Source organism: Curtobacterium poinsettiae (assembly GCF_047226435.1).
Lineage (GTDB): Bacteria > Actinomycetota > Actinomycetes > Actinomycetales > Microbacteriaceae > Curtobacterium > Curtobacterium poinsettiae.
Map to the genome: position 1 here is coordinate 2,282,334 of NZ_CP178434.1, position 13,055 is coordinate 2,295,388.

7 protein-coding genes and 1 tRNA gene are annotated in these 13,055 nt (G+C 73.6%); all 8 read right to left on the reverse strand.

The genetic code is table 11. The features are described 5' to 3' along the window. Positions 1-12: 12 nt before the first annotated feature. The 8 genes from ACL00U_RS10740 to ACL00U_RS10775 all read right to left on the reverse strand — a co-directional run bounded on the left by ACL00U_RS10740 (position 13) and on the right by ACL00U_RS10775 (position 13,051). Positions 13-1,005, reverse strand: coding sequence for a glycoside hydrolase family 16 protein (locus ACL00U_RS10740; RefSeq protein ID WP_052481845.1), 993 nt, complete (start codon positions 1,003-1,005; stop codon positions 13-15). Beyond that, on the reverse strand, positions 1,002-2,930 hold the full coding sequence (locus ACL00U_RS10745) for a DUF7402 domain-containing protein (RefSeq protein ID WP_228500784.1): 1,929 nt from the start codon (positions 2,928-2,930) through the stop codon (positions 1,002-1,004). The genes ACL00U_RS10740 and ACL00U_RS10745 overlap by 4 nt, the downstream gene beginning before the upstream one ends. Continuing rightward, positions 2,917-6,468, reverse strand: coding sequence for a glycosyltransferase (locus ACL00U_RS10750; protein ID WP_412873388.1), 3,552 nt, complete (start codon positions 6,466-6,468; stop codon positions 2,917-2,919). The genes ACL00U_RS10745 and ACL00U_RS10750 overlap by 14 nt, the downstream gene beginning before the upstream one ends. Then, positions 6,465-7,430, reverse strand: a complete 966-nt coding sequence (locus ACL00U_RS10755) for a glycosyltransferase family 2 protein (RefSeq protein WP_259575179.1) — start codon at positions 7,428-7,430, stop codon at positions 6,465-6,467. Before ACL00U_RS10755 ends, ACL00U_RS10750 begins: the two co-directional genes overlap by 4 nt. Next, entirely contained in the window at positions 7,427-8,368 is a 942-nt protein-coding gene (locus ACL00U_RS10760) for a glycosyltransferase family 2 protein (RefSeq protein ID WP_307362434.1), read from the reverse strand. The genes ACL00U_RS10755 and ACL00U_RS10760 overlap by 4 nt, the downstream gene beginning before the upstream one ends. A gap of 392 nt (positions 8,369-8,760) precedes the next feature. Next, entirely contained in the window at positions 8,761-11,559 is a 2,799-nt protein-coding gene (locus ACL00U_RS10765) for an alpha/beta fold hydrolase (protein ID WP_412873389.1), read from the reverse strand. Positions 11,560-11,857: 298 nt separating this feature from the next. Then, positions 11,858-11,929: transfer RNA gene (locus tag ACL00U_RS10770), tRNA-Gln, on the reverse strand. A gap of 45 nt (positions 11,930-11,974) precedes the next feature. Further along, complete coding sequence (locus tag ACL00U_RS10775; RefSeq protein ID WP_310803774.1) at positions 11,975-13,051, reverse strand: NAD(P)/FAD-dependent oxidoreductase; 1,077 nt, start codon at positions 13,049-13,051, stop codon at positions 11,975-11,977. Between the last annotated feature and the right edge of the window lie 4 nt (positions 13,052-13,055).

Here is a 13,055-nt window from a genome sequence, read left to right on the forward strand (position 1 = left end):
GTCCGGAGCAGCTCAGTCGGTCGGGGCGTCGGACGGCAGCGTCGCCGCGGGCGCGGCCCCGGCAGACGGCACGTCGATGGTCAGCCAGTCGATGAGCAGCGAGCCCTCGGCGTCGGCGGGCGGGTCCCCACCGTTCGAGCCCGCCTGGACGACCAGGTGCATCGGTGCCGTCGGGATGTTCTCCGTCGTGGTGCCGACGACCTCGTCGTCGACCAGGAACGACATCCGCTCGGGCGTCCACTCGATCGTGTAGGTGTGCCAGTCGGCCAGCGAGGCCGAGGTCTGCTCGTGGACGCACTTCTCGGCCGGATCGGACAGGCAGTGCACGTTGAGCCAGGCCGGCGCACCGAGTGCCCCCTCCGGGAAGTCGATCTCACCGTCCGACCACAGGTTCTGATCGCTCCACAGCAGGACGGCGACGCCGTACCCGTCGACCTCGTCGCTCTTCATCCGGATGCTGTAGCGGCCGGAGGTCTGTCCGCCCCAGTGCCCGTCGACGAGCGGCACCACACCGCCGGCGAGCGGGACACCGGCGCTGGTGGTCCGGAGTCGCACGTCGAGCAGGCCGTCGTGCGTGGACAGCGTCGACGCCTGGTACCGCCCGGTCCCCGCGGTGTCCGCGAAGCCGTGGTACGCGACGAAGCGCTCGGCGTACCGCGACTCGAAGGTGCGGTTCGTGGCGGTGTCGGCGAAGTCCTCGCCGAACACCCGGGTCCACCCGGCCGGCTGGTCGGAGGGCATCGAGACGCCACTGGGATCGTCGAGGGTCACGTCGTCCCCGTTCGCGGTGGTGGTGGCGGTCGCGGTGCCGGCGACGATGCCGGCGGCGGCCAGGAGCGCACCGGCGGCGAAGGCGGCGCGTCGTGCGCGGCGGCGCGGCGGGCGGTGCCGGGACAGGCCGCGTCCGTGTGCCGGTGCCGCGCCGTTGGCCGACGCCGCGTCGTCGGCGACGTGTTCCGACCACGTGGGGCGGGCCTCCTGGCGGTCCCCCTGGTCGTCGGTCATCCGGTCGTCCAGGCGCGGAGCTCGGAGAGTCCGACGTTGCCGGTGCTGTCCGAGACGCCCGTCACCGTGAAGCGCACCCACGAGACGCTGCGCGGGGTGAAGTCGACGGTCAGGGCGTCGCCGCCGTCCGGCAGGGAACCGACCGCGACCTGACTGCCGTCCGAGAACGTCAGGATCCCGCTGGTGACCTGGTCGGCGCTGTTCGGACGGTCGTGCAGCACGATCCGGCCGAGGCGCTGCGAGGCGGCCCAGTCGAGCTGGATCCAGACGCCGGTCCGCCCCCACGGGGCGACCCACTCGGCGGTGGTGTCGGCGGGGTAGCCCGAGACGACCCCGTCGACCGCCTTGTCGACCGTCTGCCCGGTGGACGCGTCGTCCCACGCGGCCGTCGGCACGGCCGAGGCGGTGACGTCGGATGCCGTCGGCGTCGGATCCGGGGTCGGCGTCGGGGTCGGGGTCGGCGTCGGCGTCGGCGTCGGCGTCGGCGGCGGCTCCGGGGCGAACGCCCGGATCTCGGCCAGACCGACGTTCCGTGTCGTCCGGCTCACCGAGCCGACGGTGAACCGGACCCACGTGACGTGGCGCGCAGCGAACGCCACGCGCTGCACGGCACCGCCGTCGTCGAGCGCCGGGACGGCCACGCTCGAGCCGTCCGAGAAGGTCAGCGTGCCGCCGGTGACCCGGTCGTCCCCGTTCGGCCGGTCGGCGAGGTCGACCTCGTGCAACGTGGTACCCGCGGCCCAGTCGAGCTGGATCCACGTCCCGACGCCGCCCCACGGGGCAGCCCACTCGGCCGTCGGGGCGTCCGGGTAGCCGCTGACGACGCCGTCGACGGCCTTGGCGGCGGTCTGGCCGTCGGCCGGGTTCTCGGCGCTCGCCGTGACCGATGCGCCGGAGGTGACGTCGGTGCCGTGCTCGGGCAGCGGGTCCGTCGGCGGTTCGGTGGACGACCCGACGGTGTACTGCCGGCTCAGCCAGGAGCCCTCGGGGCGGGACGCGCACGCCGAGGTCGACGCGCAGGTCTCCCCGTCGTGCGCCGCGTAGGCGAAGAACGCCGCCGACTTGGCCGCGGTCTGTGCCGCCGTCAGGTTCGAGGGTCGGTCCGCGATCGGGTAGCCGAGGTACCCCGTGAAGGTGTGGGACGTCGCCGACGCGGCCTGGGCCTCGGCGGCCAGGTAGGCGACGGTGTGGTGGTCACTGTGGTCGCCGTCACCGTAGGACCCGCCGTGGTCGAGGGTGTGGACCTCGGTGGGCGCGTAGTCGGTGAACAGTCCGCCGACGGTCGCGCGCAGGTCGGCGAGGGAGTACGACGCCGGCTGCGACGCGTCGGCGACGGTGTGGATCGTCGGGATGTGGCCCTGGTACAGCTTCTCGAGGCTCTCGTCGTCGTCGGCCGCGAAGCCCGAACCGTCGACGTCGCCGTCCGGCAGCTGGAGGAACACCAGGCTGAGCGCCGGGTCGGTGGCCAGGGTCTCGGTGTGCAGTGTGCGTCCCGCGACGGTGGCCTGTCCGGTCGTCCAGACCGGGTCGACGCCGGCGATCTCGGCGTAGGACGCCATCAGCCCGTCCTGACGCGCCTGCCAGTACCAGGCGGGCTTGCCGGCGTCGCCAGCGGTGACGACCACGGAGCGGACGCACTTGCCCGCGTCGACGTCCGCACGGAGTTCGGTGCCGGAGAACAGCAGGTCGTCGTCGGCGTGCGCCACCAGGGTGAGGACACGACCGGCGCTGCAGTCGACACCGGCCGGGCCGGGCACCGCCGGACCACCGCCCTCGGAACGGCTGGTCGGCGTCGATGCCGAGGCCGCAGCACGCGTCGCGTCGAGGGCCGGGGCGGCGAGCGCCACCAGCGCGAGGACCGCCGCGGCGGACGCGGCACCGATGCGCCACGCCCGCCCGGTCCGCCGACGGTCAGTCCGCGGCATGCGCGAGGCCCGCCTGGGTGATCCGGTAGACCGTCGTGGTGCCGGAGCCCCACACACGCTTCCAGTACGGCGAGTCGGCCATGGCTGCCCGGACCCGCTGGTAGTCGACCTCGGTCTGGTACCCGTAGCGCTCGTCGTACGCGCCGAACGGCTCCGCGACCATGGCGTAGTACTGCGTGGCCGGCCACTCGAGCACCAGCGAACGGGTCATCTCGGAGACGTCGTCGACGGCGTCGTAGCCCCGGGGTCCCGGGTAGTCGCCGAGCACCTCGCGGGACAACCAGCCCACGTCGAAGTAGCGCGACCCGGTGTTGCTGGGGACGGCGTTCGCCGAACCGGTCAGCAGCATGACGGAACCCTTCGGGGCGGTGGCGTCGTAGAACTGCGTCGCGGCGGACTGGCTGCGCGGGGGCACGCGGTTCCAGTCGAGGGCGGTCTGGCCGAAGGCGCCGACGGCGACCATCGCGGCCACGGCGGCGGCGGCGAAGACGGCCGTGACCGCCGTCGGTCGGAAGGTGCGCTCGAGCAGCTCACCGGCCCACGCGAAGCGGCCGCTCGGCCTGGGCAGGCCGGCCGCCAGGATCGCGATCCATGGTGTCGCGAACAGCACGACCCGGAAGATGCCCTCCTGGCCGTAGTTCGTCGCGACGAGCAACGAGATCGGGCTCGCGGCGGCGGTGAGCAGGCCCCAGTGCACGCGGTCACGACGCATGAGCACGGTGAGCACCGCCACGAGGCCGAGCACGATGAGTGCCACGGCCGGCACGTCGAACGCGAGCCGGGTGACGAGCGGTTTCGGCAGCACCGTCATGTCGTGCGACGGCGGCTGCACGTTGTCGAGCACCTTGCCGACCGCCGCCAGGGACAGGAACTTGCCGAGCACGTCGCCGTTCAGCATCGCGAACCCGATCGCCGGCACGAGCACGACGACGGGCAGCCACCAGGGGCGGAGCAACCGGAACACGACGAGGGTCACGAGCGCCGCGACCGTCAGGTAGGGCGAGATCTGGTGGGTCACGACGAGCACGATGCCGATCGCCGTGATCGCGATGATCCGGGACAGGCCGACACGGCGTGGACGGAGCACGGTGGTCCGCAGGCCGTCGTCGGTGGTCACGGCGGTCCGGCGCAGCGGGCCGACGGCGAGCACCAGGATCACCAGGGACATCAGGATGCCGACGGACTGGGGCGAGAAGTACGTCGTGTTGAGCGAACCGGTCATCGCCGTCAGGAACGCGGCGATCCACGGACGACGGTTGCCCGGCAGCCAGTTGGCGGCCAGGACACCGACCGCGATCGTCGTGCTGAAGGCGAGCAGGACGGGGACCCACGCGGCGATGGTCATGGCGTTGTCGATGCCGCCGACGTCCGCGACCCAGGCGCCACCAGCGAACAGGCCGGACCACGTCTGGAAGATGTCGGCCGTGGGGTTCGTCCCGCCCCAGCGTCGGATGTACTCCAGGACCCCGATGTGCCGGGCGGCCGCCATCACGGTCGGCATGCCGTAGGTGATCGCCTGGGCGAGCTGGATGCTCCCACCGAGCACCACGACGGGGACCGCGAGTCCGCGGCCGCGCACCACGGCGACGACGGCGGCCGCGACGACGATCGCGAGGCCGATCACCAGGCCGGGGCCCAGCGATCCGAACAGGCCGTCGGGCACCGGATCGCCGACGTGGGTCAGCGCGGCGACGACGATGACGAGCAGACCGGCCACGGAAGCGGCGGTCACGGTGTGCGTCGGTGACCACCGGCGCGCCGGTGCGGCACCGTCGGTGGGCAGCAGGCGGGCGCGCCGGAGTTCGGCGAGGTCCCGCGGCACCGCGATCGCCAGGGCGAGGGCGGTGAGCACGACGACCCCGACGAACGGCACCGTCGGTTCCCAGATCCGGAACGTCGCCATCGTGTAGCCGATCGCGATCGTGCCGACCAGCGACGCCGTGACGGCGAAGACGCTGAACCGGGCGAGCGGCATCGGACGGACGAGCAGGAGCGGTGCGACACCGAGCAGCGCGAACAGGAAGACGCCGATCGCGCTCCCCCGCAGCACCGGCAGGTCACCGACGGCGCCGACGACCGCGACGAGCAGCGTCGCGGTGACGAGCCCCGCGGCGCTCAGGCGGGTGAGCGGCCCCATGGCGTCCGCCACCACCGGGCGGCCCGAGCGGGTACCGGCCAGGCCGTGCCGGAGCTCGTGACGACCGCGTGCGGTGCGGTCGATGGTGCCGCCACCCCGCAGGCGTTCGACGAGCGCCAGGACGGGTGCGGTGAGCACCGACCGTCGTTCGACGCCCCGCAGCCGCCGTTCGGTCGCGGCGAACTCCGCGTCGACCGGGTCCGTCGCGCGGGCCCGGTCCGTGCGGGTGTCCCCGGCGACGTCCGACGCACGGTCGCCCTGTTCGAGACCGAGCCGGGCGAAGGCGTTGATCGCCTCGGGGGCCGCGTCCACCGAAGCGGTGAAGGTGTCGCGGTCGAAGGCGTTCTTGGTCATCCAGGCTCCGAGTCCGTGGCCGTGGGCAGCGGCGGCCGCGCGGAGCGACGCGACGTCGTCCGCCGATCGCTGCCACGCGATGGCGGCCGGTTCGACGGCGATCGCGGATCCGGCGAACAGCAGTCGTGTGAAGAGGTCGAGGTCGTCGCCGCCACCGACGCTGGTGCCGGGACCGAAGGCGGTGTCGAACCCACCGATCCGGAGCGCGGCCGCACGGCGGACGGCGAGGTTCGCGCCGGTGCCGTACGCGGCGGCGGCGAAGGGGTGCAGCGGCAGGTCGTCCACCGCGTCGTCGAGCCGGAACACCCGACGACGGACGGTGCGCGCCCCCGGGGTGTGGGCGTCGTGCCAGCGCTGTGCCGGGGTGCGGAGTTCCGCACTCGGCACGAGACCGGTGACGCAGTCCACGTCGTCAGCGGCCGCGAAGGCACGGGCGACGGCGTCGACCCAGTCACCGTCGACGACGGCGCCTTCGTCGACGAACGCGACGACCTCGCCCGAGGCGGCGAGCAGACCGGCGTTCCGCGCGGCAGCGAGCCCCTCACCCGGCGCGGCGATGGTGGTGACCCGGCGTCCGCCGATGTCGACCGTCGCCACGCCCTCGCCGTCGGCACCGCGGGAGACGACCACGACGTCGAAGTCGGGGTGCCGGTTCGCCAGCACCGAGCGCATGGTCGTGCCGGCGGCGCCGTCCGTGCAGAGCACCACGGTGACGGACGGCAGCACCAGACCTGCTGCCGGCCGACGCTCGGGGGCCGGCATGGGCCGGATCGCGCGCTGCAGCGCACGGACGTCGATCGTGCCGCCGATGCGACGGCGTTCGGTGATCTCGGTCTCGACGAAGCCGAGCGGCTCACCGCGGTCGCGGACGAGCAGCCGGGCACGCCCGTACCCGGCCGATCCCTGCAGGGCGATGACGTCCCGGTGACTCGACGCGTGCACGTCGGCCCGGTCCACCTCGCCGATCCAGAGCGCGCCGTCCCACGTGGGGACGAGCGGTCCGCTCACGATCGGCGAGAGGACCATCGCCAGGGTCGCGCGGGTCACGGCGTCCCCACCGTCTGCGGGAGCGGGGCGGGTGCGGGCGGGGTCCGCACGACGAGGGTGCCGAGGACCCGGCCGACGGCGTAGCCCGCGACCGTCGAGACGACGGAGAGCGCGATGGCGTACGCCCGCAGGCCTCCGCCACGACCGACCTGTCGGAGTTCCCGCAGCACGGCACCCGGGATCACACGGGTCAGGTAGGTCGACTCGCTGGCGAGTGAGTCCCCCGTGCCGACCCGGCGGCTCAGGACGGCCTTCGAGATGCCCTCGTAGTAGCTGCGACGACGCAGGTACCGCATGGTGACACGGTCCGGTGAGACCCGGTGCGACACGTTCGACCGCGGTTCGTGGCGGATCCGCGCACCCGGACGGGCCTGGGCGATGCGGATGCAGAGCTCGGTCTCCTCGCACCCGAGCGGCTGGTTGCCGACCCGACCGATGCCGGAGCGGAACCCGCCCGCGAGCAGGATCGCGTCGCGGCGGAAGGCCATGCTCGAGCCGATCACGTTGCGGACGTCGCCGGGGGTCTCCGGCAGGCCGCGGTACGAGCAGCCGACGATCCAGAGCAGCTCGTCGGCGTACGGGCCGGCGCCGGTGGCGGTCGGCCAGGACGGGGTGGCGCGGCCCCCGACGCCGACGACCTCGGGGTCCTCGAGCGCGGTGAGCATGTGCCCGAGCCAGTCCGGGTCCGCCGTGGCGTCGTCGTCCAGGAACGCGACGACGTCGGCGTCCGTCAGGGCGACGCCCGTGTTCCGGGCACCGGACAGCCCGCGGTCCTCGGTGTTCGGGACGACGCGGAGTCCGGGCCAGCGGGCCGCGGCGCGCAGCAGGAGCTCGGGCTCGTGGTCGATCACGACGACGACCTCGGGCGCCTCGGGCTGACGCCTGGCCGACTCGACGCTGTCCTGCAGGTCGCCCCAGCGCTGCTGGGTGTAGGCGCAGATGACGACCGCGACGCTCGTCACGCGACGTCCTCTTCGAGGATGCCGGCGGTCGCGGCGACGGGGGTGCCGACCGGAGCGTGCCCGGCGGCGTGCACCGGAGCGTGCCCGGCGGCGTGCACCGGAGCGTGTCCGGCGGCGTGCACCGGAGCGTGCCCGGCAACGAGCTGCTGGGCCGGCGGCACGACGCTCATCGCCGCCCGGCGGACCTCGGCACGGCCGATGGCGGCGCGACGGCGCTCGTGCATGATCGACTTCAGCACGCGGATCCCGTCGGTCACGGCGTGCAGGTTGCTGGAGCCGTGCACACGGAGCTTCTCGTGGCTCGGCACCTCGGTGATCGCGAGTTCGGCGGCCGACCAGCGGCAGGTGAGGACGGTCTCGATCTCGAACCCGTCGCCCCACAGCATCGAGCCGTCGGCCGGCTTCGGCAGCTCGGACGACAGCAGACCGATCTCCGGCAGCACATCGGCCCAGAAGGCGTTGTAGCCGTAGCAGAGGTCGCTGTAGCGGGTGCCGAGGATGACGTTGCAGAGCAGGTTCAGGCCGCGGTTGCCCAGGTTGCGGACGATCGTGATGTCGTCGCTGCCGCCGCCGAGCGAGTACCGGGTGCCCTTCGCGACGTCGGCGCCCTCGACGAGTGCCTGGACGAAGCGCGGGATCTCGTCGGGGTCCGCGGAGCAGTCGGCATCGAACATCACGACGACGTCGCCGGTGACGGCCTCGAACCCGCACGCCAGGGCGTTGCCCTTGCCCTTGCGCGTCTGGTGCACGACGCGGATGCCGGGCATGACCCGCTGGGCCGTGGCGATCGTGTCGTCGACGGAGTTGCCGTCGACCAGGATCACCTCGTACACGGGCGGGAGCTTCGGGAGGATGATCTCAAGGTTGCGGGCCTCGTTCCGCGCCGGGATGACGACGGAGACCCTCGGGTCTGCAGGGCGGACGGTACGTACGGGCATGGCGCGGTCCTGTCGGGTCAGGGTTGCTGTCGGGTGGTGGCTCGTCGAGACGAGCGGTGCGTCCTCGGATGACGCCTCGACGACGGTGATCGTCGTCGGTCGAGCAGCGGGACGCGGGTACGACGCCGCCGGCTTGCCGCGGGTGAGTGGGTACTCTCCCCCGCGGTTCCAACCATCGCCGTGGCCGGCGGGAGGGTCAATGCACGCTGCGGTCCCTTGCGGACACCCGGGTGCGGATACGGAAACCCGCAACGCTCGCGCAGGTGGGCCGCCGGGCGCGGCGGCCGACGGGTGGTGGACGAGCCACGAGCGGACGGGAGGCGCGGTGCCGGCCGGCCCCGCGCCTCCCGTCCGCTTCCTGGTCGCGACCACCGCACCCGGTGCGCAGCCGCTCAGCTCCGGGGTGCGTGCTCCGTCGCGAACGCGGCCCGCAGCGCCGTCGCGAGGTCGGCGACGTGCGGTTCCCGCAGCAGCGAGCTGTGCTCGGCGGCGATCCGTACCGTCTCGGTCTCCCCGCGCAGCAGCGCGGACCAGCCGGCGGCGTCGGGGTTCGCGTCGGCGAGCACGTAGGTGGCGCGCCCGTGGAACGGCGTCGGGTGGTGCCGTCTGGTCACGAGCTCGGCCTGGTCGAAGAACGCGTCGAAGTGTCGCTGGCCGCCGTGACGCAGGACGCCGGCCGTGTAGGCCCGGAGGCGCTTGGCGACGTGGTCGCCCCACGACGTCCCGGACGGCAGCACGCGCCGGAGTGCCCCGTCCACGCGCTGCCGCACGGCCCGCACGGTGGGGTTGCGGTGCTCGCGCGGCTCGAGCCGACCGAAGTGCAGCCGAGCGGTGTCGGACCCGGTCCGCGGCAGGTACGTGTCGAGGAGCGCGAGGTGCTCGACCTGCTCGCCGCTCTCGGTGAGCAGCCGTGCGATCTCCAGCGCGACCAGTCCGCCGAGCGAGTGCCCGACGAGCACGTACGGTCCCCGGGGCTGGACGATGCGCATCAGGGCGACCCAGCGGCGGGCGCTCCGCTCGATGGTCCAGTCCGGCACCCCGCGGCGTTCGAGCCCGTGCTGCTGGAACGCGTACACGTCGTGCTCAGGCAGGTGGCGCGACAGCGGCAGGAACGTCAGCGCCAGGGCACCGCCACCCGCGAAGCAGAACACCGGCGGACGGCCGCCCTCGCGCGCCTCGGACACCTTCACGACGTCGGGGTGCCTCGGCAGCGCGCTCGTCCCGCTCCGCACACGGCGGGCGAAGGCGCGGAGCGTCGGGTGCTCGAGCACGTCGGACGAGCGCAGGTCGACCCCGAGCCGGTCCTGCACGACGGCGAGCATCTCCTCGGCGGACAGCGAGTCGCCGCCGAGCGCGGAGAAGTCCTCGTCCAGGTGCACGCCCCGGAGCCCGAGCACCTCGGCCCAGATCTGCCCGACGACGAGCTCCCACTGGTCGTACTCACCCTCGACCATCTCGGTCTCGACGCTCGGCGCCCCGGGGAGTCCGGCCCGGTCGACCTTGCCCCGCTCGTTCCGCGGCAGTTCGGTCATCGGCACGATCGACGCCGGCACCATGTACTCGGGCAGCCGGTCGCGGAGTGCCCGTCGGAGCGCACCCGGTGCCGGGGTGCGCTGCCCCGGCCGGCCGACCACGTAGGCGACGAGCCGGGTGACGGAACCGGGATCGACTTGTGCCGTCACGACCGCGTCGTGCACCTCGGGGACCGCCCGGAGCGCCGCCTCGACCTCGCTCGGTTCGACCAGGTAGCCGCGGACCTTCACGGCGTCGTCGGACCGGCCGAGCAGCACGAGCCGGCCGTCGGGGTCGACGCGTGCCAGGTCGCCCTGCCGCCAGCTCGGGGTCCCGACGGGGATGCCGACGGCGGACTCGGCCTCGCCGGTGCGACCGGCCCGTTCGGCGGTCTTCTCCGGCGCGCCCCAGTAGCCCGCGGTCAGGGCGTCGGAGACGACGACGAGCTCGCCGGTCTCCCCCGGGTCGGCCCGGCTGCCGTCCTCACGGAGCACGAGCACGGTCTTGCCGGGCAGTGGCCACCCGGCGGGCACCACGCCCTCGGGCACCGGCTCGCTCGGGGGCACCGGGCAGTACGCGACGCACGCGGTCTCGCTCGAACCGAAGGCGTTCAGGAGCAGCGTGTCCGGGTCCAGGTGCGGTCGGGCTGCGGCGAGGTCGGCGCCGGTGACGGGTTCGCCCGTGGTCATCAGGAAGCGCAGGCCGCCGAGCACCGGTGCGGTCCCGGCTGCGGTCCCGTGCGCTCCGGGGGCGCTCTGCGACCCGACGATCGAGCGCAGCAGGTGCGGGGTGCAGACGAGCACGTTGACGCCGTCGTCCCGGAACCGTCCGAGCAGCCGTTCGACACCGAGGTCACGCGGCTCGAGCAGCACGATGGTGCCGCCGCACAGCAGTGTGTCGAACGAGAACAGCAGCCCGGCCGCGAACGACAGCGGCAGGACCACACCGAGGCGGTCGCCGGGTCCGAGGCCCAGGGCGAGGGCGTCCTGCTCGGCGTTGGCGATCTGCTGCCGGTGCGTCAGGACCACGCCCTTCGGCATACCGGTCGAGCCGGAGGTGAAGACGATCGCGAAGGGGTTCCGCCCGCCGGGGGCGCCTGCGGTGTCCGTCGCGGGGGCATCGCCGGGTGCCGCTGCGGTGTCCGTCGTGGGTGCATCGCCGGGTGCGCCCACGTCCAGCAGCTCGCCGAGTGCGTGCACCCGGCCGTCCCGCTCCGCGACGACACCGGCGGCCGGTGCCGCTCGTTCGGTGTCGGCCACGATCTCGTCGACTCCGGCGAGCCGGGCCACGTGCGCCAGCCGAGCGGTGGGCAGGTGGTCGTCGAGCACCACCACGGTCCGTCCGGCACGCACCAGCGCCAGGATCCCGATCACGGCCTCGGTCGACTGTCCCGCCATCAGCCCGACCGGCTTCGACGCCCCGCCGGGGGTCTCGTCCACGCCGGCGCCGCTGTGGTCGTCGGGCCGGAGCGTCACGGTCAGGGCTGCGGCCAGCGCGCGGGACGCCCGGTCCGCCTGGGCGTAGGTGTACGGACGGCCGTTCCCCGCGAGCGCGGCGGCGTCGCCCCGGAGCGCCACCACGCGGTCCCAGCGGTCCAACACGGAGTGGTCGGCCGCCGCGGGGACGGCGGTCGGGTGGTGCCAGGGATCGACGGTCGTCAGCGGGTCGGCGGAGGTCACGATGACACCTCGGGTGCTCGGCAGCGGACCGCCACGACTCCCGCGACGGTCTTCCGACCGTAGGACCGCGCTCCCCGCGCACGCGAGCAGGTGCCGGGTGGGTGCGGGGAACCGCAATCCGGCCTGGAGGCGCGGCCCGCGCCCGCCACGGAGGCTGCGGATCCGGAACGATCGGTCCACCGCCCCGGGCAGTTCCCCCGGAGCGGTGGCTCATCGCTCTGGGATCGTGCGGTTCCGCGCAACCGCCCCGCGGAACGAGAACAGCCCCCGGGATATCCCGGGGGCTGTTCATCGAGTGCTGGGGTACCTGGACTCGAACCAAGAACGACGGTACCAGAAACCGCTGTGTTGCCAATTACACCATACCCCAAAAGGCCTGTCGGCCTTCTGGCCCGGTCACCCGGGGCACGATCAACTACTGTACAGCATCCCGGAGGTCCGTGAGACCACCAACCAGGTCTCGGTGCACGGCAGCGGCGGTCGCGGCTCCGTGCCCGGCGGCGACGATGAGCTGTTCCGGGCCGGGCGGCGTGACGTCTCCCACTGCGTAGAGCCCCGGGACCGATGTCCGGCCGACCCGGTCGACCACCAGGAGTCCCTGCGGGTCGCGCTGCAGGCCTCCGAGCGACCCGGGCGTGTCGGCGTCCGCGGTCGTCGTCGTGCTCCCACCGACGTTGGCGCTGGTGCCCGTACTGGCGCTGGTGCTCTCGCCGGCGCCGGCGCCGGTGCCCGTGCTGGTGTGCAGCCAGTCGAGGTCCGCGTGCCACACCGGGCGGACGAACCCGCCGGTGCGTGGCTCGACGTGGCCGTCGGCGAGCCGGACGCCGGTCATCCCGGTGCGGTCCCCCTCCAGGTCCTCGACGGCTCGCTCGTCCACGACGACGCCAGCCGTGGCCAAGCGTGCGCGACCCGCATCATCGATCGGCGCGATGCCGTTCGTGTAGACGATCAGGTCGTCCGTCCACGACGCGATGAGCAGCGCGCGGTCGACCACGTCGTCGGTCTCGCAGATGAACGCGAGCGGCTGCCCGGCCTTGTCGTACGCATCGCACTCGACGCAGCTGTGCACCGCCGTACCGTAGAACGCGCGGAGCATCGGCAGTGCCGGGAACTCCTCACGCAGCCCGGTGGCGACGACGACCGTCCGGGCGCGGGCGTCGAGCTCGGTGCCGCGCCACGAACCGTGCACCCGCCAGGCGTCCGTGTCAGGGTCCGGAGCCACCAGGTCGACGACGGACTGCACGACCGTCGCTTCCGGGTAGCCCTCGACCTCGGTCCGGCCGAGCTTCCGGAGCTCGAGCGGCGAGATGCCGTCCCGTGTCAGGAACCCGTGCGACCGCAGGGTGGCGGCGTTCCGGGGCCGGTTCGCGTCGACGAGCAGCACGGTCCGCTTCGCCCGGACCAGGTTGAGCGCCGCGCTCAGGCCGGCCGGCCCGGCGCCGATGACCGCCACGTCGTGCACGAACGGCACGGCCTGCTCGGTGCTGCTCACGGTC

Excerpts from the sequence above, each read along its gene's own strand:
- ACL00U_RS10740 (WP_052481845.1), bottom strand. The coding sequence starts at position 1,005 with ATGACCGACGACCAGGGGGACCGCCAGGAGGCCCGCCCCACGTGGTCG.
- ACL00U_RS10745 (WP_228500784.1), bottom strand. The coding sequence starts at position 2,930 with ATGCCGCGGACTGACCGTCGGCGGACCGGGCGGGCGTGGCGCATCGGT.
- ACL00U_RS10760 (WP_307362434.1), bottom strand. The coding sequence starts at position 8,368 with ATGCCCGTACGTACCGTCCGCCCTGCAGACCCGAGGGTCTCCGTCGTC.